This is a genomic window from Rugosimonospora africana (genome assembly GCF_016862975.1).
Classification (GTDB): domain Bacteria; phylum Actinomycetota; class Actinomycetes; order Mycobacteriales; family Micromonosporaceae; genus Rugosimonospora; species Rugosimonospora africana.
This window is the reverse complement of the sequence record NZ_BONZ01000080.1, coordinates 48,275-70,407: the sequence shown is the minus strand read 5'-3', so window position 1 is coordinate 70,407 and position 22,133 is coordinate 48,275. Positions and strand designations below refer to the sequence as shown.

12 protein-coding genes and 2 pseudogenes are annotated in these 22,133 nt (G+C 68.4%); 6 read left to right on the top strand and 8 right to left on the bottom strand.

Annotated elements, in window-relative coordinates; genetic code table 11:
• Positions 1-85: 85 nt before the first annotated feature.
• The 3 genes and pseudogenes from Raf01_RS51030 to Raf01_RS50115 form a co-directional block, all read left to right on the top strand.
• Positions 86-4,693, top strand: a pseudogene (locus Raf01_RS51030) (type I polyketide synthase); the annotation flags it as partial.
• A 44-nt stretch (positions 4,694-4,737) separates the two neighbouring features.
• Positions 4,738-6,600 (top strand): annotated as a pseudogene (locus Raf01_RS51305) (SDR family NAD(P)-dependent oxidoreductase); the annotation flags it as partial.
• A complete protein-coding gene (locus tag Raf01_RS50115) occupies positions 6,521-7,192 on the top strand; it encodes a thioesterase domain-containing protein (protein WP_308442688.1) in 672 nt (223 codons plus the stop codon). The pseudogene Raf01_RS51305 and the gene Raf01_RS50115, both read left to right, overlap by 80 nt.
• A 282-nt stretch (positions 7,193-7,474) precedes the next feature.
• Here Raf01_RS50115 and Raf01_RS37585 read toward each other — a convergent pair whose 3' ends face one another.
• On the bottom strand, positions 7,475-7,852 hold the full coding sequence (locus Raf01_RS37585) for a hypothetical protein (protein ID WP_203922863.1): 378 nt from the start codon (positions 7,850-7,852) through the stop codon (positions 7,475-7,477).
• A 276-nt stretch (positions 7,853-8,128) separates the two neighbouring features.
• Entirely contained in the window at positions 8,129-9,322 is a 1,194-nt protein-coding gene (locus Raf01_RS37580) for a WD40 repeat domain-containing protein (RefSeq protein WP_203922862.1), read from the bottom strand.
• 370 nt (positions 9,323-9,692) lie between these two features.
• Between Raf01_RS37580 and Raf01_RS50110 the strand changes: the two genes are divergently transcribed.
• From Raf01_RS50110 to Raf01_RS37565, 3 genes are all read left to right on the top strand, one after another.
• Positions 9,693-9,905: an SDR family oxidoreductase gene (locus Raf01_RS50110; protein WP_239134277.1), complete on the top strand. Its 213-nt coding sequence runs from the start codon at positions 9,693-9,695 to the stop codon at positions 9,903-9,905.
• Between the two features lie 84 nt (positions 9,906-9,989).
• Positions 9,990-14,069, top strand: coding sequence for a M14 family zinc carboxypeptidase (locus Raf01_RS37570; RefSeq protein WP_203922861.1), 4,080 nt, complete (start codon positions 9,990-9,992; stop codon positions 14,067-14,069).
• 40 nt (positions 14,070-14,109) lie between these two features.
• Complete coding sequence (locus tag Raf01_RS37565) at positions 14,110-15,909, top strand: M1 family aminopeptidase (protein ID WP_203922860.1); 1,800 nt, start codon at positions 14,110-14,112, stop codon at positions 15,907-15,909.
• 157 nt (positions 15,910-16,066) lie between these two features.
• On the opposite strand, the gene Raf01_RS37560 is transcribed toward Raf01_RS37565, so the two are convergent.
• From Raf01_RS37560 to Raf01_RS37535, 6 genes are all read right to left on the bottom strand, one after another.
• Positions 16,067-17,164: a hypothetical protein gene (locus Raf01_RS37560; protein WP_203922859.1), complete on the bottom strand. Its 1,098-nt coding sequence runs from the start codon at positions 17,162-17,164 to the stop codon at positions 16,067-16,069.
• Between the two features lie 80 nt (positions 17,165-17,244).
• Complete coding sequence (locus Raf01_RS37555; protein ID WP_203922858.1) at positions 17,245-17,994, bottom strand: HAD family hydrolase; 750 nt, start codon at positions 17,992-17,994, stop codon at positions 17,245-17,247.
• Complete coding sequence (locus Raf01_RS37550) at positions 17,991-18,677, bottom strand: glycerophosphodiester phosphodiesterase (protein ID WP_203922857.1); 687 nt, start codon at positions 18,675-18,677, stop codon at positions 17,991-17,993. Before Raf01_RS37550 ends, Raf01_RS37555 begins: the two co-directional genes overlap by 4 nt.
• Positions 18,678-18,679: 2 nt before the next feature.
• Positions 18,680-20,059: an ABC transporter substrate-binding protein gene (locus Raf01_RS37545; RefSeq protein ID WP_203922856.1), complete on the bottom strand. Its 1,380-nt coding sequence runs from the start codon at positions 20,057-20,059 to the stop codon at positions 18,680-18,682.
• Positions 20,060-20,131: 72 nt separating this feature from the next.
• Positions 20,132-20,992, bottom strand: a complete 861-nt coding sequence (locus Raf01_RS37540; protein WP_203922855.1) for a carbohydrate ABC transporter permease — start codon at positions 20,990-20,992, stop codon at positions 20,132-20,134.
• Positions 20,989-21,963, bottom strand: a complete 975-nt coding sequence (locus Raf01_RS37535; protein ID WP_203922854.1) for a carbohydrate ABC transporter permease — start codon at positions 21,961-21,963, stop codon at positions 20,989-20,991. Before Raf01_RS37535 ends, Raf01_RS37540 begins: the two co-directional genes overlap by 4 nt.
• Positions 21,964-22,133: the final 170 nt, after the last annotated feature.

Here is a 22,133-nt window from a genome sequence, read left to right as displayed (position 1 = left end):
CGGTCGCGAAGTGCGCTCGAGCGGAGAGCGCCATCGCGTAAGGTGAGTGACTCGCCCGCCCCTTGTTCCATCGACGAGGTGACGCATGCCGGACCCCACGGTCGTACCGGTGCCCGACGTACTGCGCCGGCACGCCGGAACGATCGGCGACAGGGTCGCGTTCGCCGACGCCACGCGCGCAGTCACCTACCGCGAGCTGCACGAGCGCACCGGCCGACTCGCCGGGCACCTCGCCGGTCTGGGGCTGGCCCGTGGCGAGCACCTGGCGTTCCTGCTGGACAACTGCGTCGAGCTGGTCGAGATCTGGCTGGCCGGGGTGCGTGTCGCCGCTATCGGCATTCCGCTCAACCCCAAGGCCACCGACGCGGAACTGGCGGCGTTGCTCGACGACTGCGCGCCTCGGGTCCTGGTCACCGACCAGAGGCATCTCCCTCAGGTCGAACAGATCGCCGCGACGCGGGGGGATTTGATTCTGCTGGTCACCGGGGACCGTCCGGTACCCGCGCCCGCGCTGCCGTTCGAGCGTCTGGCCACTACCGAGCCGCCGACGCCGCCGCGCGATGACCTGGGGCTGGACGATGCGGCCTGGATCCTCTACACGTCGGGCACGAGCGGGCGACCCAAGGGCGTGGTGAGCACGCAGCGGGGCGCCCTGTGGTCGACGGTCGCCGGCTACCAACCGATCTTCGGGCTCTCCCCCGACGACCGGCTGCTCTGGCCGCTGCCCATGTTCCACGCGCTGGCCCACTCGCTGTGCGTGCTCGGCGTGACCGTCACCGGCGCCTTCGCGCGCATCCTCAGCGAACCGGCCACCCCGGCGACCCTGCTGCGTCTGCTGGACGAGTGCGACATCACCGTGCTGTCCGGCGTGCCGACCACCTACCATCAGCTGCTGCCGGCCCTGGCTAGCGCCGGGCCCGGCCGTACCCGGCTGCGGCTGTGCCTGTCCGGCGGCGCTCCGTGCCCAGCCGTGCTGCGCGCCGACGTGGAGCGGCTGCTGGGTGCCCCGCTGCTGGACGGATACGGCAGCACCGAGACCTCGGGCAAGATCGCGGTGGAGCGACCCGGCGGCCCACGGGTGCCGGGCGCCTGCGGTGCGGTGGTACCGGGCATGGAGGTACGGCTGGTCGACTCGGCCACCGGCGGGCCGGTGGGGGCCGGAGTCGACGGCGAGATCTGGGTCCGCGGCCCCGGGGTGATGCTGCGGTACCACGGCCAGCCCGAGGCGACCGCCCAGCGGCTGGTGGACGGCTGGTACCGCACCGGCGACCTGGGTCGGTTCGTCGAGCATGAGCAGCTGATGGTCACCGGGCGCACCAGTGACCTCATCATCTGCGGCGGGCAGAACCTTCATCCGCGCGAGGTCGAGGAGGTCCTGCTGGACTGCGCCGGGGTGCGCGAGGCCGTCGTGGTCGGCCGGCCGCACCCGGTGTTCGGCGAGGTGCCGGTGGCCTTCGTGGTGACGGACCCGGCCCCCGACGGGCCGGATGCTGACGGGACGGGCGTCAACGGGACGACCGGCACCGGTGAGCAGTTCGACCCGGTACGGCTGCGCCGGGCGTGCGCCCGGGTACTCACGCCCATGAAGATTCCCGTGGAGTTCCACCGGATCGACGCGATCCCCAGGACCGGCTCCGGCAAGGTGTTGCGCCGCCTGCTGATCGACCGCCTGGGACCGGTACCGGCGCCCGGGCCGGTGCATCAGCCGTCGCCGCTGGTGGCGCGGCTGGCCGGGATGACCCCGGCGCAGCGGCGTTCGGCCCTGCTGGAGTTGGTCCGCACGGAGACCGCCGCGGTGTCGGGCCTGCCCAACGGCGCGCCGGTGCCGCTGGACGGGGCGTTCGCCGACCTGGGCATCAGCTCGCTGGGCGCGTTCACGCTGTGGGCAAGGCTGGGCTCGGCGACCGGCCTGGGGCTGCCCGTCACGCTGACGTTCGACCGGCCCACCCCGGCCACAGTGGTCGACTACCTGGACCGTGAGCTGTTCGGCTCCCCGGTCGCCGCCACTGCTTCCTCCACTGTGGACCGTCGACCCGGCACAGGCGACCAGATCGCCATCGTGGCCATGGCCTGCCGGTACCCGGGCGGGGTGCGTACCCCCGAGCAGCTGTGGCGGCTGGTGGCCGACGGCGTCGACGCCACCACGGACTTCCCGACCGATCGCGGCTGGCCCCTGGGCGACCTGCACGATCCGGACCCCGACCGGATCGGCGCCACCTACACCACGCGCGGCGGCTTCCTCGACGGCGTCGCCAACTTCGATCCCGCGTTCTTCGGCATCTCGCCCCGCGAGGCGCTGGCCACCGACCCCCGGCAACGGCTGCTGCTGGAGGTCGCGTGGGAGGCGGTGGAGCGCGCAGGCATCGACCCGCTGTCCCTGCGCGGCGGCGACACCGGCGTGTTCGTCGGCGCGATGAACGGCGACTACGCCGACCGGCTGGACGGGCACGAACTGGAGCCGTACCTCATCACCTCCTCGGCGGGCAGCGTGGTGTCCGGGCGGCTCGCGTACGTCCTCGGTCTGCGCGGACCGGTGGTCACCATCGACACGGCGTGCTCGTCGTCGCTGGTCGCGATGCACTGGGCGGCGAAGGCGCTGCGCGACGGCGAGTGCTCGCTGGCGCTGGCCGGCGGCGTCACGGTGATGGCCACCCCGAAGCCGTTCATCGCGTTCAGCCGGCAGCGGGGCTGTCGCCCGACGGCCGGTGCCGGTCATACTCCGCCTCGGCCGACGGCACCGGTTGGGGCGAGGGGGTCGGGCTGATCCTGCTGGAGCGCCTGAACGACGCCCGGCGCAACGGTCATCCGGTACTCGCGACTCTGCGCGGCAGCGCGGTCAACGCCGACGGCGCGTCCAACGGGATGACCGCGCCCAACGGCGAGGCGCAGCGGGAGCTGATCCGGCTGGCGCTGCGCGACGCAGGGCTGTCCACCGCCGACGTGGACGCGATCGAGGGGCACGGCACGGCGACCCCGCTCGGCGACCCGATCGAGGCGCGGGCACTGCTTTCCACCTACGGGCAGGGCCGGCCGGCGGACGACCCGGTGTGGCTAGGGTCGATCAAATCCAACATCGGGCACACCCAGGCCGCCGCCGGGGTGGCCGGGGTCATCAAGATGGTGCAGGCGCTGCGGCACGGCGAGCTGCCCGGCTCGCGGTACGCCGACGATCCGACGCCGCACGTGGACTGGTCGACCGGCGCGGTGCGGCTGCTGGCGGCGGCACGGCCGTGGCCGTCGGGGCAGCGGCCCCGGCGGGCGGCGGTCTCCGCATTCGGCATTGGCGGAACCAACGCGCACGTCATCATCGAGGAGGCCGGCACACGGCCCGAGCGGTCCGCGCCGGCCGCCGGTTGGCCCACACCGCCCTGGCTGCTGTCCGCCGCCGACGAGCCGGCGCTGCGCGCCCAGGCCCGCCAGCTGGCCGGCCACCTGGCGGGTGGAGGGTCTTCCGCCGCGCTGGACGTCGGCCGGTCGCTCGCGACCGGGCGGGCGGGCCTGCGCCGACGCGCCGCGCTGCTGGCGGGCGACCCCGACGGCCTGGTACGGGCGCTGCACGCGCTGGGCCGGGGCGAGTACCCGGCGGACATCGTCCGGGATACCGCCGAGCCGGGCACCCGGCTGGCCATGCTGTTCACCGGGCAGGGCGCCCAGCGCGCCGGTATGGGCCGCGGGCTGGCCGAGACGTTCTCCGTCTTCCGGGACGCCTTCGCCGAGGTCTGCGGGCACCTCGACCCGCTGCTGCCCGTGCCGCTGGCCGACGCGGTCGCCGGTTCGGTGCCCGACGCCCCGTTGGAGCGCACCGACGTCGCTCAGGCCGCGCTGTTCTCCTACCAGGTCGCGCTGTTCCGGCTGCTGGAATCGTGCGGCCTGGCGCCCGAATATCTGGTCGGGCACTCCGTCGGCGAGATCGCCGCCGCGACCGTGGCCGGCGTGCTGTCGCTGCCTGACGCGGCCCGGCTCGTCGCCGCCCGGGGCCGGCTGATGGCGGCGCTGCCGCCGGATGGCGCGATGGTGTCGGTGCGGGCCGGCGTGGACGAGGTCGAGCCGCTGCTCGCCTCGATGGCCGGCCAGGTCGCCATCGCCGCCGTCAACGGCCCCGCCTCGGTGGTCGTCTCGGGCGCCGAGCCGACCGTCGCGGCCATCGCCGCCGAGCTGGCCGGCCGGGGCCGACGCACCACCCGGCTGCGCACCAGCCACGCCTTCCACTCGCCGCTGATGGACCCGATGCTGGAGCCCTTCCGCGAGGTGGTGGCCGGGCTGACCCTGCGGCCACCGACCATCGCCCTGCTCTCGACGCTGACCGGCGGCCCGGTCACGCAACAGCTGACGTCGCCGGAGTACTGGGTGCGGCACGCCCGCGAGACTGTACGGTTCGCCGACGCGATCCGCTTCCTCGCCGGTACCGGTGTCGCGACGGTGCTGGAGGTGGGCCCGGCGCCGGTGCTGACCCCGCTCGCGGAGGAGTGCTGGCCTCAGGCGGATACCGGCGCTGCGCTGTGCGCCGTCGCCAGTGCCGCCCCAGACTCTGACGCGTCCGGCTCTGACGCGTCCGAGGCTCGGGCGCTGCTCGACGCGCTCGCCCGGCTGCACGTGCACGGGGTACCGGTGGACTGGGCCGCCGCGTACCGGGGCAGTGGGGCCCGGCCCGTCGACCTGCCCACGTACGCGTTCCAGCGCCAGCGGTACTGGCTGAACTCCACGCCGAACTCGTCGGGCGAGCCGGCCGGGCATCCCATCCTCGGGCCAGCCCTGCCCGCGCCGGACACGGCGGAGATCCGGTACCCGGGGCGGTTGTCCGCCCGGAGGCAACCCTGGCTCGCCGACCACCGGGTCGACGGGGTGGTGCTGGTGCCGGCGACGGTCTTCGTCGAACTGGTGCTGCGGGCCGGCGCCGAGATCGAGCACACGCTCGACGAGCTGACCCTCCTGGTGCCGCTGTCGCTGTCCGGCGACGCGGCGGTGGATTGGCAACTGGTCGTTCGCGGGCCGGACGGCACCGGGCGACGCCCGTTCGACGGGTACGCCCGGCCGGACGGATCGGGCCCGCACGAGCCGTGGACGCGGCACGTCACCGGCCTGCTGCACCCCACCACAGCCACAGCCACAGCCACAGCCACCGTCGCGTCGGACGGGTCGACGCCGACGGGGTGGTTGCCGGACGGCGCGCGGCCGATCGACGTGGACGGCGGGTACCGGCGGCTCGCCGCGGCCGGGTTGGCGTACGGGTCGGCGTTCCGCGCGGTCACCACGGCGTGGCGGCACGGGCCGGACCTGTACGCGGAGGTGCGGCTCGACCCGACCTGGTCCGCCGAGGCGACCCGCTACGGCATCCACCCGGTGCTGCTGGACGCCGCGATGCACGCCAGCGCGCTGGCCGAGGAGCAGGACACCGGGGACGGCCCACGGGTACCGTTCGCGCTGGCCGGCGTCCGCCTGCACGCGTCGGGCGCCGTGGCGGCACGGGTGCGGGTACGCCCGGCCGGATCCGCGGTGAGCGTCGCCGTCACCGACCTCGCCGGGCGGCCCGTCGCCGAGATCTCGTCGCTGGTCACCAGGCCCCTGCCACGGGAGAGCCAGGCCGTCTCGATCGCCCGCCGGGCGCTCTATCGTCCCGAGTGGACCCCGGTGCCGCTGCCCGCGTCGACCGACCTCGACGACCCGGCGTACACCGTCCTCGAGGCGGTGCTGGACGATCCGGCGCACGACCGCGATCCGGCGCACGACGATGAGACGCCGACCCGAGTACGCGAGCTGACCACCACGATGCTGTCCGCTGTCCAGTCCTGGCTGGCCGACCCGAAGCCGGAGCGGACCCGGCTGGTCGTGGTCACCCGCGACGCCACCGCGGAGGACCCCGACCTCGCCGGTGCCGCCGTCTGGGGGCTGGTGCGCAGCGCCCAGGCCGAGAGCCCGGGCCGCATCACGCTGGTCGACCTGGATCGTGACGCGGCCTCCCCGGCCGCCCTGGCGGCGGCGGTCGCCACCGGCGCACCGCAGATCGCCATCCGGGGCGGGTCCGGGTACGTGCCGCGGCTGGTACCCGCGACTGGCGAGGGTTCCGGTACCCCGATCGACCCGGCCGGCACGGTTCTCGTCACCGGCGGTACCGGCGCCCTCGGCGGCCTACTCGCCCGGCACCTGGTCGCCGAGCACAAGGTACGGCACCTGGTGCTGGCCGGCCGGCGCGGCGAGGCGGCACCCGGAGCCAGGAAGCTACGCGCCGAACTGGCCGGGCTCGGCGCCACCGTCACGCTGGTCGCCTGCGACGTCGCCGACCCGGCAGCGGTACGGCGGCTCGTGGCGGACTGCCGGCCGCCGCTGACCGCGGTGGTGCACGCCGCCGGGGTACTCGACGACGGGGTGCTCGACGCGCTGACGCCGGACCGGTTGGCGCGCGTCCTAGCGCCGAAGGTGGCCGCCGCCTGGGCGCTGCACCGGGCGACCCGGGGACTGGACCTCTCCGCGTTCGTGCTCTACTCCTCCGCGTCCGGCCTGCTGGGCAGGGCGGGTCAGGCGAATTACGCGGCGGCCAACGCCTTCCTCGACGCCCTCGCCGCACACCGCGCCGCACAAGGGCTGCCGGCTGTGTCGCTCGCCTGGGGACCGTGGCTGCGTCGAGTACCCCGGATTCGGCGCCGACCCCGCCGTACCGGACGACCACCGGACGCTGGTGCGCATGCTGGCCGAGTCGGCCCGCCGTACCGCCGCCGGCCGGCCGCTGGTCCTGCTCGGGTTCTGCGTCGGCGGCGGCGTGGCACACGCGGTCGCCGGTCAGCTCACCGCCGACGGCGAGCCACCCGCTGGCGTGGTGCTCATCGAGACGCACGACCCACGGCACCCGCAGCGGGATGAGCGGCTGCTCGCGCTCATCCAGGGCGGCGCGGCCCGCCCGGCCGAGGAGTACCTGGCACTGGCCGATGACACCCGCGTCCTCGCGGGCGGGGCGTACCTCCGGCTGTTCGAGCACTGGCACCCAGAGCCGATGGAGGTACCTGCTCTGCTGGTACGCGCGACCCAGCCGACGGCCCAGCTGGCCGCGCTGCCGGCCGGCCTGGACTGGCGACCACACTGGCCGCTGCCCGCCGACACCGTGGACGTGCCCGGGGATCACTTCACGCTGTTGACCGAGCACGCGGACGCGGTGGCGGCGGCGATCCGGCACTGGCTGGGCGGGCGGAGCCACGGTTAGGGATCCGCTACGACAGTGGATCGGGGTATGCAGCACGCGATCCGAGCGGGGTGCGACGTTCGCGATGACTGCATAACGGTAGGAAACGTGGACACTCCTTCCCAGTCATCGCGCCTCCGTCGAGCTACCAGCGCCGATGCCGCTGCGGGCATGTAAACGTCGACCTCTTCCGGGTCACCCAACGTGTAGTGGCAAACGACGTCCGCCGCTGTCGCTGACGCTGCGCGGCAGCGGTGCTGCCGTCCGCCGACCTGTGAGCGGTTCCAACACGCGTCCTTCCGCTCAATCAAGTGACGGTCGATCGATAACCTCGACGAACATGATCACGTCACTGACGACGTCAAGGACGAGCATGCCCGGACGCGACGGGTTGAGACCGACGTTTCGGTGGCCCTGGCCGTAGGCCCCGGCCGGCGGCGGCTGCGTGTAGAAGCTCTGGCAGAAATCGTCGCCGCAGCCGCACTCCCGATGCACTCGGAGGCCGTCGACCTGGTCCACCAGGTTGCTCTCACCGGCCTCACGGAGTGCGGCCGTGAGCTCGGCCGCAAGGCGCGGCCATCTGTCACTCACGAGCGGTGGTCCTTCGAGCGCCATCGTCGATGAAGGGTAGCGGCCGACCGCTCCTCCGTCGCCCTCATTTGCCGCGAGTCGCGTGGTCATGCCGATGAGCGGACGTTGCGGGGACCAGACGTCACTGTGCTGCGGCGTCACCGCACACCGTCGCCACCAACTACCATTCGGTGAGCATCACCCATCGGCTTAGCATCCTCAACTGTCGTGACGCGCGCGGCTTGGAGCACCCGGTGAAGGATGGGTCGCCCGGCGCGCGCTCGTGCCGAGATCAGCGGCGGCCGTACGTGACGTCGATAGACCCTTGCCCGGCCAAGCAGCGATGCGCACCGGTCGCGCAGTCGGTTTCAACGCCCCGTGTCGAGGCTAGGTAAGCGTGTTTATGGCGGCCTGGATCTTCAGCCAGGACGGGTCGCTCTCAGAGGCTTCGGTGATCGTTTCCAGATCGCCTGGCCGCCAGGTCCGGGTTCCGTCGGTGAGGTCGAGTTGGTCCATGTCGACGAGCGAAGCCTCAGAAGTGCCGGCGAGGAACTCGGTCACCGCGGTCTTCGACGACTCGGCTCGGTCGGTCCGTCCCACCGACAGGACCAGAAGCGTGCCATCCCGGCCGGCAACGATCAGATCACCAGCAGCGACTGCGGCCAGTGCGGTCACCGCCGACCCGGGCAGCACCTCATGTTCGGTTGCCTGTTTCCCATCGATGTCGAACTCGATGACGACGCCCTCCGGCGTCCCGATCCAGAGAACCCCCGGCAACGGCCCGAACGCCACGTTGTGGCGCGACCAGGCATGCATTCTGTCCAGCCACTCCTGCGGGTACGGGTACCCCGGACTCGGCTCCCCGAGTGTCAGACCGAGCACACGGCGCAGCGAGGGAAACTCGAACACCTCCAGCGAGTTGTCGTAGGCGTTGCCCCGCACCGCGAAGTGCCGCCCGTCCGGGCTGAAGATCGGAGTCTCGTAGCCATCGCAGTCGAGGACCAACACACGGCGCACTGGCCGCAGCACCGGCCCGGTGTCTCGAGAGAAGAGCACCAGCGTGGCACCCTGATCGCTCTGAAGTGTGGCCAAGAGGCCGCCCCCCGGATACGCCTCGACTCCGGTGTCCCAGCGCGGACCAGTGGCGGTTGCGCCGGAGGCGAGGTCGAGGGTGATGGAGGACTCCCAACCTTCCTCTCCGCCGGCGGGCGACAACCAGAGTGTCCGGCCATCTGGGCTGAACGCCACGTCCCGGTGGTACTCGCTCGGTGGAACGCCGTCGAGCCTAGAGGTGCCGGTCGCGGTCCAGCAGGCCGTGCTGCCGCGGTCCGCTACCACGAGCTGTGGCCTATCCGGATGCCAGGCGGCGGAGGGCGTCCGCGCGAACCGGTCATAGCCGATGGTGTCATAGACAGCCGAATCCGCACCGACAGTGCCGACCTCGCGCAGCTGCCCGATCGTGTACTCCCAGATCCGAATCGCTGGGCGTTCGGTGTCCCAACCGGCTATCAACGGCAGCTTGGGGTGGCAGAGCAGCCGCTCGAGCGTGGCCGGGGAGCGGACCTGTGCCAGGGTTTCCATCGGCACACCGTACCGGCACCCTGGACGTACCAACGCGTGCCGGACCAAGCACCGCACTCGACGGGACGCGGAACAACCCGTCCCCTTCCCGGATCGGGAAACGTCCCGATCCGACACCCGATGGTCGGGACATGTTCCGGCCAGGTCGCGGGCTTCGTCCTGCGCACGGTCGTATGGCTGGCCGGTTCTCCGAGGGGCGTATTTCGGCGCGGCCTCCGTCTGGACAGAACATTGCACATCAGCTCACAGCAGGCGCACCGCGCGTTCGTGCAGAGCGGCGCCTACGGCGTCTCCCAGGGCGCACTGGAATCGCTGGCCCGTTCACAGGCCGAAGAGTGGTCTCGATACCGAGTCATCCGGCAACACGCTCGTGCCCGGCTTCGTGATGACGCCGTTGAACTCCCGGCTCTCCTCCGACCCGCTGCGCGTGGCCGACCTGGCGGCACGCACGATGGTTGGACGCAACGGGCTGGCCGACGACCTCGCTGGCGTCGCGATCCTACTGGCAGGCCCCGCGTCCGGATACATCCTATACATCACTGGACAGATGTTGTTCGTCGACGGCGGTCTTTCCGCGCATTGACGGAAGTGCCGATCTTGTGGAGGCCAGCCGCAGGACGATAACGTGCTGGTGCTCCGTACTCTGCCGGCCTACCCGGGGGCGACGATGAGAAGGCAGCTAGGCATCCTGTCCATCGCGGTATTGGCGGTCGCGGGTTTCGCGTCCGCCGGGCATGCCGCAGGGCGAGCAACCACCCTCAGGGTCTGTTCGAACGGACCGTTCCGCACCATCCAGTCCGCGGTAGACGCGGCTCACCCCGGCGACACGGTGCAGATCTGCGCCGGCACCTACGTCGAGGGCAACGGCGCGCGGGGAAGCAACGCCCTGACGATCAGAAAGAACCTGACCATCTCCGGAGCCGGCGCCGACCAGGTGCACATCGAGGCGCGGAAGGGCGCCCAGCTCGCCGAGAGCAGCCCGGACATCCGTAGCGGCAAGGGTGTTGTCGTTGCCGTGGTCGGCGCGAACGTCGCCATCATCGGCGTCACCGTCGACGCCAACGGAGCCAACGCGACAGCCGGCGTCGCCTACGTGAACGCGCAGGGCTCGATAACCCGTTCGCGCGTCACGGGCGTCGACGTCGACGAGAGCGCGACCGGATACACCGTGCCGGGTGGGTTCCGCAGCAACAAGTTCGGATTCGGCATCGCCCACGTCGGTGGATCACATGCGCTGACGATCGACCACACCCGTGTCGACCACTACAACGCGGCCGGCGTCGTGATCGACGGCTCTGGGAATACAGCCGTGCTGACGAACGACCAGATCGCCGGGCGCAACCTGTGCCAGAACTACAACGACCCGACGGCGGGCGGCCCGATCGTCATCGACGGCGACTGCCAGGCGTCGGGCGGCAGCGCTCCGATCCCGCCACCGCTGCCGCTCGCTACCGGCCCCTTGTTCGGGCAGGACGGCGTGCGGGTGAGCGGCGGCGCGGCCGTGCAGATGGTCAGCGACACCGTGTCGTCCAACCTCGTCAACGGTGAAGGGGCACCGATCCAGAGCGTCTACGCGCCGACGCCCGACAAGGACCCGTACCCGCTCGGCGACCACTCCGAGAACAACCAGAATCTGCGCCTTGCCGCGGGTGTGCGCCTCGTCGGTGCTGCCGCGTCGAGCATCACCCGCAGCAACATCACCGACAACGCGTTCGGCGTGCTGAACACCACCGCCGACGGCACCACTGCCAACTCCGCGACCCCCGTGCGCGCCCAGGACAACTGGTGGGGACTGCGCACCGGCACGGTGAGCCTGCCGACGCCGGGACCGGCCGTGTGGCCGGACATCGTCACGCCGAGCACGATCAACCCGCCGGTACCGGAGAATCCCGTCAACGGCAACCGGGTCGCGAGCAGCGCCTGCCCGGCCGGAGTGTCGGACTCCGACGCGGTGACATTCTGCCCTTACCGCGCAAGCGACCAGTCCGACTCGGCCGGCGGCGAGTACCCCATCGCGAACGCCCCGGGAAAGCCGAGCGCCGCCGGATCGTGCAGCAGCACCGTGCAGCTCGACCCGACCATTCCCAGCTACGACGAGTTCTTCGGCACGACGCTGGGCAGCGGCGTCACGGGTGGCGGCGGCTCCGGCACGAACCCCTCGGCGAAGAAGACCGCACAGCTCACCGCGTACATGCGCGCCGTCGTCGACGCCGTCAACAAGCACGGTAGCCGCCGGGTTGCGGCCAAGATGGTCCAGGAAGGCACGAGCGTGCTCGGCGTGCCCTTCTACTACGTCGTGATCGGTACGCCGAACAACATCGCCAACCTTGACGCCGGGCGCAACGACCAGGCGTTCTGGCGCGGCGTCATCGACGGCACCACGTCGCCGAAGCAGGCGCTGGCACAGGTTGCCCAGCGGCCGGCGTTCGCGTGGATCACCGGCACCCCGCACGGCAGCGAGGTGGCCGGCGGCGAGGCGTCCGTCAAGGAACTGTACGAACTGGCCGCCCGCACCGACTGCGACAACACCTCGCGCCTGGCCAGCCTGGACACGTTCATCCAGCCGGTCACCGCACCCGACGACCGCGACCACAACAACCGCACCACCGCGTGGTCGTTCGACCCGAACCGCGACCGTGGCACGTTCCACCAGCCGGAGAACGCGGGCCTGATCAGCGCGATCACCAAGTACCCCGGGCTGTTCTTCATCGACGCGCACCAGCAGTCGTCCGGCTACTTCTTCCCGCCCGACCAGGACGCGGCGCACCACGAGATCGCACATTCGGCGCTCGACGCGATCCAGAACGTGATCGGCCCGGCGATCCAGAACGCGTTCAACGACCAGACCGGTCAGTACCGCAACTACAACAGGTACGACATGTTCGTGCCCGAGTACGGCGACACCGTGCCCTCGCTGCTGCAGGGCGGCGCCGGCATGACCTACGAAAAAGGCAACGACGAGAGCTACGGCAAGCAGGTCTACGACCACTACCTCGCGATAGACACGACGGTAAATGTCACCGCCGACAACAAGGACGCGCTGCAGACCGCTTGGATCAAACAGTGGCCAGAGGCCGTCGACCAGGGCGAGAACTGCACCGTGCAGCAGAACACCCAGGTCAGCCCGCCGGTCGTCGACCAGTACGAGATCGGGCAGAGCGCCATCAGCCAGGAACCGAACACCAACGTGTGCGGCTACTACTACCTGCCCGGCAAGCACACCGGTGACGTCGCCGAAACGATCGGCGAGTTGCAGGCCGTCGGAGTACACGTGTACCAGCTCGGCCACGACGTAACCGTGTCGAGTGCGCACCGGTTCGGCGACTTCGCCGTCGACACGCCGTCCGGACAGTCGCCGGTGCGTACGAGCACGGTGACGCTACCGAAAGGCACGCTGTACATCCCGCTCGATCAGGGCACCAAGCACTGGATCCAGGCTGTGCTCGGCGAGAACCCGTACCTCCCGTTCAACTACAACTACGACGTCGTGACGTGGTCGTATTCACTGCTGCGCGGCTTCGCCGGCGACGGCTTCCTCACCCAGCCGCTGCCGAACAACGCCAAGCTGCAACCGATCGACGACGTGAAGCTCGGCACGACACCGTCGAGGAAGCAGTCGGTGTACGCGTTCAACACCGACTCGGCCGCGGCCCTGGCGATGGTGAACCAACTGCTCGGGCAGGGCGCTTCGGTGTCGCGGGCGACCACGGCGTTCGACGCGAACGGCATGCACTTCGACACCGGCGCGGCGCTCGTGTCGGGAGTGCCGCTGGCCGTGCTCGCCGACGACGCGGCTCACTGGCAGACGCCGGTGTCGGGCCTTTCCGGCTACCCGGTCGCGCACCGCGCCGTCACGCTGCCGAAGATCGCGATCTACACCGGCGGCACGACGGTCCCCACCAACCCGGCGTTCCCCGGCACCGACGACGGATACTGCCGGTCCACCAACTATTGCGAGGCGATGTTCGACCTCACCCAGCGCGAGGGCATCCCGACATCGCAGATCGGCCAGCTGACCTCGACCGACCTCGCCAACGGCGTACTGCAAAGCGGCGGCTACACGGTGCTCGTCGATCCGAACTCGGCGATCTCGGCAACCACGCCGGTCGGGACAGCGGGAACGCCGGCGCAGGCTCTGCAGGCGTTCGTCAATGCGGGTGGAACGTTCGTGGGCACCAGCACGGGCGGCGTGACGAGCGCACGCAACGCCGGCCTGACCACGGTGAACACGAACACGATCAGCGGTATCACTACGCCGGGCTCGACGTTCGACGCGACCTGGAACACGGCTGACCCGGCCGGTTGGGGTATGGACGCCGGCGGCTGGATCTTCCGCTCGTCCAACGGCGACCCGAACTTCGATCCCACGACGCTCGGTGGAGACGGTGGCGGCATCCCGCAGGCGACGGCAGTAGCCACGTTCGGCCCCGCTGGCGACTGCGGCGGCCCGGCCGGGTTCGGCAACTGCTACGGCTACGAGGTCAACGCCAACGCCAACCTGCCGGGACGTCCGGCCGTCATCGACCAGCCCTTCGGCGCCGGGCACGCGATCATGCTGGGCTTCGACCCGTGGTACCGGTCCTGGACGGTGCAGGGCGAGCGGCTGGTGCTGAACGCGCTGCTCTACCCGAGCGACACCGCCGCGCCGGTCAGCGCCGCAGCGTTGCCGCAGGTCGCCAACCGTCCGGTGCACCCAAGCGGCGGCCGTCCCGACCTGCCCACCGACCGTGATCGGCCGCAACAATGAGCGCTCGCGCGAAGAACCCGCCGGGATACAGGAGGACGTCATGATTCGTCGACTCGCCGCCGCGTCGGCATTACTCGTCGCGGCCGTCGCGGCCCCCGCCGGCGCCGCGGCGGCCGCGCCGCCCGGCGCCCCGGGGCACTGCGGCTCCGGCCTGCGTACGCTTTCGCACTACGGCGACCACGTTTATCCCGAAACCGGCAACGGCGGCTACACGAGCCTGCACACCGACGTGCACATGATCTACGACGCCCCGTCGAACCAGTTCCTGCCTGGCAACCACGTCGTGCTCACCGACCGGGCCACGCAGTGCCTGACCGACTTCAGCCTCGACTTCGAGCGCCACGGCGTGGACGCCAACGGTGGCCCGGACATGACGATCCAGGCGATCACCGTCAACGGGAAACCGGCCTCGTTCCGGTTTGTGCAGCCCACCTACCCGGGCGACCCGAACGGCCAGAACGATCCGAACCCACTCGCCCACCAGGCATCACAGGTGAACCCCGTCGGCGGGCCGGACAACAACCCGCTGCCGCCGGCGTGTGCTCCACAGGTCACCGGCGACGACGTCAACGCCCAGAACGGCGAGCCGTGCCCGGCGAACAAGCTGGTGATCACGCCCGCCCACTACATCCATCCCAGCGAGACGTTTCAGGTCACCGTGTATTACACGGGACGACCCGGCGTGCACACCGACGGCGACGGCACCACCGACGGCTGGTTCCGCTCCGACAACCCGCCCGGTGACGGCAGTTTCGTGACCACCGAGCCGCTCGGCACCGAGGACTGGATGCCGCTGAACAACCACCCGAGCGCAAAGCCCACGTACGACTTCTACGACACGGTCAATGCCGGCAAGACGGCAATCGCCAACGGAGTGCTGCTCTCGACCGTCGGCAACGCGCCGGACAAGAACTTCCCGGGCGGCTCGACCACGTTCCATTGGCACTCGGCCGCGACGATCGCGTGCTACCTGGTCGAGAATAGCGTCGGCGACTACGACCTGACCTCGCGCAGGGGCGACGACGGGATCCTCTACTACGAGGCCCAGGGCAGCTCGATTCCCGCCGCGCAGAAGCAGACCAACCTTGCGATCATGGACCAGCAGCAGGACATCACCGATTTCCAGGCACAGTTCAACGGGCCGTTCCCGTTCACCTCCGACGGCGTCCTGGTCGGCATCCCCTCCGCGAGCTTCGAGGAGGAGATGCAGACGATGATCACCTTCCAGGGCGGCCGGATCGGACTGGGCACGTTCTACCACGAGAACATGCACCAGTGGTGGGGTGACAACGTCTCCGAAGGCAACTGGAACCTGACGTTCTTCAAGGAAGGCATGGCCACCCTGGGCCAGTACCTGCTCAACGCGCGCACCGCGCAGACCGCTGCCGGCGGGCCCGGCACGCCGGCAGGCGACGCCGCGTTCGATCAGAGCCTGGTCAACCAGTTCAACGCGAACTACACAACTACCCGGGCGCTCTGGGTGGGCGCACCGTCAGATCCGACGCCTGCTTCGTTGTTCTCGAACAGCCCTACCTACACCCGGCCCGGCACCGCCTACCTCGCGCTACGCGAAATCCTCGGCCACGACAACTTCGCCAAGGCGCTGCAACGCATCCAGCGCGACTACGGCGGCGGCAGCATCACTGAGCGGCAACTCGAGAACGGCTTCGCCCACTTCCTGCCCAACCGCAGCAAGCCGTGCCAGGCGCGCCTGTCCGAGTTCTTCACCCAGTGGTTCGACACCTCGTACCCGCCCGGTGGCGGCGCCAACCGGCCGCAGCTCACCGGCCCCGGACTCGCCGGTCCCGGTTTCTACAACGCGGACGGCAGCTGCAGCTAGTTCTACGCATCGGCCCTTGACCATCTCTGCTAGATCCGCGAAGTTTCGCGGCTACGCCAGAGATGATCAAGGGCCGGCGGCTGCGGTGGAGCGCTCGTTTCAGCGCTCGTAGGCCGGGGGCGGGGCAGCGCGACCGGGTCCGAAAGCCCCATGAAACTCAGAGCGGGCAACCTTCCGGCTGCGGCGTGACCACATGTGGCAACCAGCCGGTCTTGCAGACGATGCTCACGACCTTGGGCAGGTTCTGATCGGCCACGAGTCGGGAGTTGAAGCCGAAGAAGAGGCCGATGTTACCGCTGGCGTCGGTATGGGTCGCGATCCCCTCCGGCTCACCGCTCAGTCCCTCGAGAGACGTGGTGAGCGCCGCTGTATGAGCACTCTGACTCACCGTCGCTTGTCCGGATGACCCGACGCTGTTGAGATTCATCTCGATCAGCTGCGTTGAATCCGTGCAGCCATCATCACTCGGCAGGCATTTGCCGTTTAGCACGTAGTAGTACTGGCCATACAGCACGAAGCCCTGAGCGAAGCTGGTCTGCGGGATGGACACCCGCAGCAGCGCCGGATCACGGACATCGTTCCAGTTGTAGACCGCGACTCGGAACGAATTCAGCGACGCGTTCCAATAACGAATGGCCAGTCGTTGGTGCACCGGATCTGACGAAACGGAGATGTGATAGCTGCCGGCGAAATGCGCGACGAGGCCGGCCGGCCGAGTCGTCGTGGTGATCGCGTTCGGCTGGTACATGAAGCTGTCGATCTCGGTTCCGAAGATCTCCGTGTTGTTGGACGCATCGCAGACATGCTGACCTGCACACGGACCGTCAGCGGGCCCGTTCGGGTCACCCTCCAACCAGATCTGCGACCCCGACCCGACGGGCACCACGCCGATCGAGCCGTGTCCCGCGTCCGGCACGGTCATGCCGTCGATCACCTGTCCTGCGTTGGCACCGGTCGTCGGGATGCGGTTGATCACCAGCGTGTCGGTGTATGCCTGGAAGACCCCGTCAGCGGTGTAGGTGTCGTAGACGTTGTGGTTTTGCACGACGAACAGATAGTGATGCACGTCGTCGAACGCGAATGCCTGGACCGGCCCGCCCCAATAGGGGTGCTGCATCTCCTTCTCGAGCAGCACCGGTTGCTTGGCGACCTGGGCACTCAGGTCGAAGCTGTGTGAGGCCGGCAGGGTGTCGGCTGCCGCCGACCTCGCCGTGCAGACCACAGCGAGCACAGCCGTGCTCAGCACTGCGATCATCTTGACCGCACGTCGTGGAAGACTCCGTGCACTGCGCGCGGTTGCTGCCGTCATCGCTTGACCTTCCCATCTGTTGGTGTCTACGGAATTCGGTCAAACTGCGTTTGTTGCTCACCGATGTGATCCATGCGGTTCAGGGCGACGAGGCGGTGGTGCCGCATCCTGGCGTCCAGCCAATCGACCGTGATCTCGGGCAGTGCCCGCACGAGGACGCCATGATCATCGGCCCGCTGCTGCGGCTCCTCGGGAACCGCGATCACCAAGCAGCCGGCATCGACAGCCGACCTGATCCCGTTACGACTATCTTCGATCGCGACGCAATTCGCGGGGCTCACGCCGAGGAGTCCGGCCGCGGTCACATACGGCTCGGGGTCGGGCTTCGGATGATCGACCTCGTCACCACAGATCACCAGACCGAATGTGTCGGCCGGGATCTGATCGAGAACCACGTCGACGAGAACGCGAAAGCTCCCCGTCACCAGGGCTGCCGGGATCCGCCGCGATCGCACGGCAGCGACCAGTTCCTGCGCGCCAGGTCGCCACGGAACACCAGCTGCGAACAGCCGACAGGTTCGGTCCAGTAACCATGCCGCCAGATCCTGATCATCGCCACTGACCCCGAGATCGGACTGCACGATGCGTACGGTGGTCAGCAAGTTGCTCCCGACAATCCGCTCCCGCGCTCGGGCGGACAGCCTCCCACCCAGTTTGTGCGCCAGGTCGGCCAGGCTGACATCCCAGATCCGTTCGCTGTCGAACAAGGTGCCGTCCATGTCGAACAACACTGCCGCGATGCTCGTGTCATTCGCTCCGCCGCTCTCGGCATTCATACGGGCGCCTCGATCACATCGGCCGGGTAATCCGTTGTGACTCCGTCGGCTCCCCAATCGCGAGCACGCTCCACCTCGACCCGAGTCGGTGCTGGCCACAGACAATATTCCAGCCCCCTCTCGTGCGCGGCTCGGATCAGCTCCGGACTGCTCCCCGGCCAGCCGACACCGACCCATGCAACTCCGAGACCGACGGCACGGTCGAGGAGATCTTCCGACCCCTCGTCGGCCAGCAAGGCACATCGGACGTCGTCGAACGAACGGACTAGCGGTTCGAGATTTCGCGCACGGAAGCACATCGGCTGAATCCGGTGCCGAAGCTCCGGGCGCGCCGCCAACAGGCGGCGCAGCGGCTCAACCACGGCATCGGCCTTGATCTCGGCCAGGATGGTGATATCGATGGCGGCAAGCGCCTCATCGAAGGTCGGGATCCGTTCACCGGCGCCGGCATCGAGTGACTGCAACTCCGCAAGTGTCAGATCTTCCACAGCACCGTGCCCGTCCGTGGTGCGGTCGACGGTCGAGTCATGCAGCAGGACGATATGGCCGTCCTTGCTCAGTCGAAGATCGAGTTCGATCTCGTCGACCCCGTCTTGGACCGCCTGGCGATAGGAGGCCAAGGTGTTTTCGGGCATGTAGCCCATAGCCCCTCGATGCCCGGTGATGCGGAACGGTCGCGCCATGATCATTCCTCGCCGCCGACGAGTTTGTCGTACTGCGCTTTGATCTTCTTCTCACCTGCTTTGAGCTGGTCGGCGACATCGTCCAGAACGCCTTGCGCAGGCCGGTTGTCGCCGTAGATCTTCTGAAGCCCGCCGAAGATGATCGGCGATGCGTTCTGCACATAGGCATCGACCTCGTCGAGATTGCCGGTGTGCGCCAACTGGGCGATCGCGACGCCGCGATTCGGATCCTTCCTCAGCGCTGCCTTGTAAGACGGTTGCTCGACCGCTGCCTTCACCACGGGCAGGTATCCGGTCCCCAGCGACCAAGTCGCAGCCGATTCTGGAGAGGAGAGGAACTTGATCACTTCCCAGGCGGCCTCCTTACGCTCTTTGGGCACACCCTTGAAGATCGAGAAGCCGCCACCACCCGTCGGTACGCCACGGGTGACCTGCGTCGGCAGCTCACTGACGCCGACATGGAACTTGGCCGCCTCGTAGGTTCCGGCGAGCGCACCGGTGGAGTTCATGTAGGCCCCGACCAGACCGTTGTTGAAGTTGGTGCCGTATTCGCTGGCGAGCATCGCCATCTTGTCGTCATAGATCAATTTCCGCATCCAGTCCGCGCATTCGACGGCGCCACCCTGATTGATCGTGACGTCGAGGCCCTTCGAGATCCGGCCGCCGAACTGCCAGACGCTCGCTTCGAATTCCCAGCTGTCACCGCCGGAGAGCTCGGTCACCTTCACCGGCTTTCCAGCCGCCTTCTGCTTCAGCAGCGCCGGTCCCCATTCCCGCAGCTCCGTCCAGGACTTCGGACCGCGGTCGGGGAGGCCCGCCTGCGCGAACAGGTCCTTGTTGTAATACATGATCGGCGTGCTCCGCGCGAACGAGATCCAGTAGAGCTTGTCCTTGATCAGACCAGCGCCGAACAGATTGTCGTAGAACGACGACCTGAACGCGTTGTCCGCGTAACTCGTGAGGTCCTCCAGCGTTTCGTTCAGGAAGAAGATCTGCCACGCTGTCTGCCCGAACGCCATGATGTCGGGGACCGATTTTGCCCGCAGTGCAGCGGTGACCTTCGATGTCGCGGAAAAGTAGTCACCTTGGAACTGCGCCTGAGCGTAGATGTCGTTCTGCGACTGATTGAACTTGTCCACCAACCCGCTGAGTACCTTTCCCGCCGACCCGTTCCAGGAAGTCCAGAGGACCACCTTCTGATCGCGCTTGCGGTAAGCATCCGGCACCTTGACGTCGACTTGGGCAAACCCGCCACCGCCCGCCCCCCCACGAGAGCAGGCGGCAAGAACGGGACTCGCGAGCGCACCGGCGGCGGCGAGGCCGAGGAGAGAGCGACGGCTCAGAGCCGTCCCGGAAATGGTCGGAACCACATGTCCTGACATCAGCAGAAGTCCTTATCTGTCGGGCATCTGACGAGATAAATTCGGGTCGTGCACACGGCACGAGGTGACACGTCAGCCTTTGACCGCCCCACCGGAGAAGCCTGCGACGATGTACCTCTGAGCGAGCAGGAAGACGATGATCATCGGCGCGGCGACCATCACGGTCCCGGCCATGATTGCGCCCCAGTCGTTGTAGCCCTCCTGTGACTTGAGGTAGAGCAGACCGACCGGCAGCGTGCGCATCTGGGTGGTGGTCGTAATGATGAGAGGCCAGATGAAGTCGTTCCAGACTTCGATGACCGAGATCAGCGTGACGGTGATCATCATCGGACGCGACATCGGCACAGCGAGTCGCAGCAGGATTCGCAGATGACCGGCACCGTCCACTCTGGCCGCCTCGAAGACCTCGCGCGGGAGCGTCATCATCTGCTGCCGGAGAAGGAACATGCCGAACGCCGAGCCCGCACCAGGGACGATCAGGCCGGCGTAGGTGTCGACCCATCCAAGGTCGGACGCCGTCAGATAGTTGGTCAGCAGGGTAATCGTGCCCGGCGTCATCAGCGCGCCGAGCAACAGTAGGAAGATCACGCGCTTGAAGGGAAAGGGCAGGAAGGTGAAGGCATAGGCCGAGCCGGTGGCGAGCACCATCTTGATCGCAGTCCCGATCACGGTGACGATGATCGAGTTGACGAAGAACGAGCCGAACGGTGCATCGTGCCAGGCGTTGATGAAGTTGGACCAATGCAGGTGATGCGGGATCCACTCCAGGGGAAAGCGGTAGATCTCCCCACTCGGCTTGACTGCTGAGCTGAACAACCAGTAGAGCGGCATGATGAACACGGCGGCGATCACCACCAGCAGGGCGTACATGATGATCTTGCTCGAACCGCGCCGACGGGAAGTGGTAGAACGGGACTCGATGTCGACCTTCACTGATACGTCACTTTCCGCTCCGCATACTTGGTCATGAGAATGGTGATCGCGAGGATCATGATCAACATCACCATCGCCGCCGCGGCCGCAAGACCAGCGTCGGAGGCCTGGAACGCCTTCTGGTAGATGAACCAACTCAGGGTGGTCGACGACAGCCCCGGACCACCGCCGGTCATAATCGCCGTCACGTCATATGCCTGGAACGCGCCGATGATCGACGTCACGACGAGGAAGTAGGTGACCGGCGACAGCAGCGGAAAGGTCACATACCGGAAGCGCTGCCACCCACCCGCTCCGTCGAGCCGTGCAGCCTCGAACAGGTCGGCGGGCAGATTCTGCATTCCAGCGACATAGATGATCGCACAGAAGCCGATGCCCTTCCAGACATAGACCATGACCAACGCATACAGTGACAACTGCGAGTTGGTCGTCCATTGCGGCGAGGAGATGCCGAGTGGGTCAAGCACGGCCCGCAGCAGTCCGAAGCTCGGATCGAGGATGAACAACCACAACGTGGCGATCGCGGCTCCGGACACGATGTGCGGGGCGAAGCTGACCGTGCGTACGATGCCGCGACCGACGAGCCGTTGATTGAGGATGAGCGCAGTTGCCAGTCCCCCGACGATCGAACCGACCACGATCAGCACAACAAACTTGCCCGTGTTGGCCAGCACGTGTCCGAAGTCAGCGCTCGTGAACAACTCGCGATACTCGGCCAATCCAACCCAGGTCGGGTTGGGGCTGATCATGTCCCAGGACGTGAAGCTGAGATAGAGGTTGTAGATCACCGGCCAGTACGAGAAGACGAGGATCAGCGCGAGGTTGGGACCTACCAGGGCGACGAAGAGAAGATATTCCTTTCCATGCCTCCGCACGGCGCGACGTACCCGGCGGCCTGTGGATGACCTGACCGTGGATCCGCTCGGCGGCGCCGTCGCCTCGAATGTCCGCTCAGTCGCGATGCCGGCCACTACGCGACCACCGATTGTGGCCGCCTGGATTGTGGCCGCCCGGCGGCGCCCGCCTCGCCGCAGGGTGGTTGTCTCATGAGGCACCTTCCAGTATCGCTCATCTGATTGTTTCTGCCGCCGTCGGACGGACTGATTAACACACAGACCAGCGATTGAGCGCAATGGCGCTG

Bases quoted from the DNA above. Each gene is read 5' to 3' on its own strand.
- Raf01_RS37560 (WP_203922859.1), bottom strand. From the start codon at position 17,164: ATGATCGCAGTGCTGAGCACGGCTGTGCTCGCTGTGGTCTGCACGGCG.
- Raf01_RS37555 (WP_203922858.1), bottom strand. From the start codon at position 17,994: ATGAATGCCGAGAGCGGCGGAGCGAATGACACGAGCATCGCGGCAGTG.
- Raf01_RS37585 (WP_203922863.1), bottom strand. From the start codon at position 7,852: ATGACCACGCGACTCGCGGCAAATGAGGGCGACGGAGGAGCGGTCGGC.
- Raf01_RS37570 (WP_203922861.1), top strand. From the start codon at position 9,990: ATGAGAAGGCAGCTAGGCATCCTGTCCATCGCGGTATTGGCGGTCGCG.
- Raf01_RS37550 (WP_203922857.1), bottom strand. From the start codon at position 18,677: ATGGCGCGACCGTTCCGCATCACCGGGCATCGAGGGGCTATGGGCTAC.
- Raf01_RS37580 (WP_203922862.1), bottom strand. From the start codon at position 9,322: ATGGAAACCCTGGCACAGGTCCGCTCCCCGGCCACGCTCGAGCGGCTG.
- Raf01_RS37545 (WP_203922856.1), bottom strand. From the start codon at position 20,059: ATGTCAGGACATGTGGTTCCGACCATTTCCGGGACGGCTCTGAGCCGT.
- Raf01_RS37565 (WP_203922860.1), top strand. From the start codon at position 14,110: ATGATTCGTCGACTCGCCGCCGCGTCGGCATTACTCGTCGCGGCCGTC.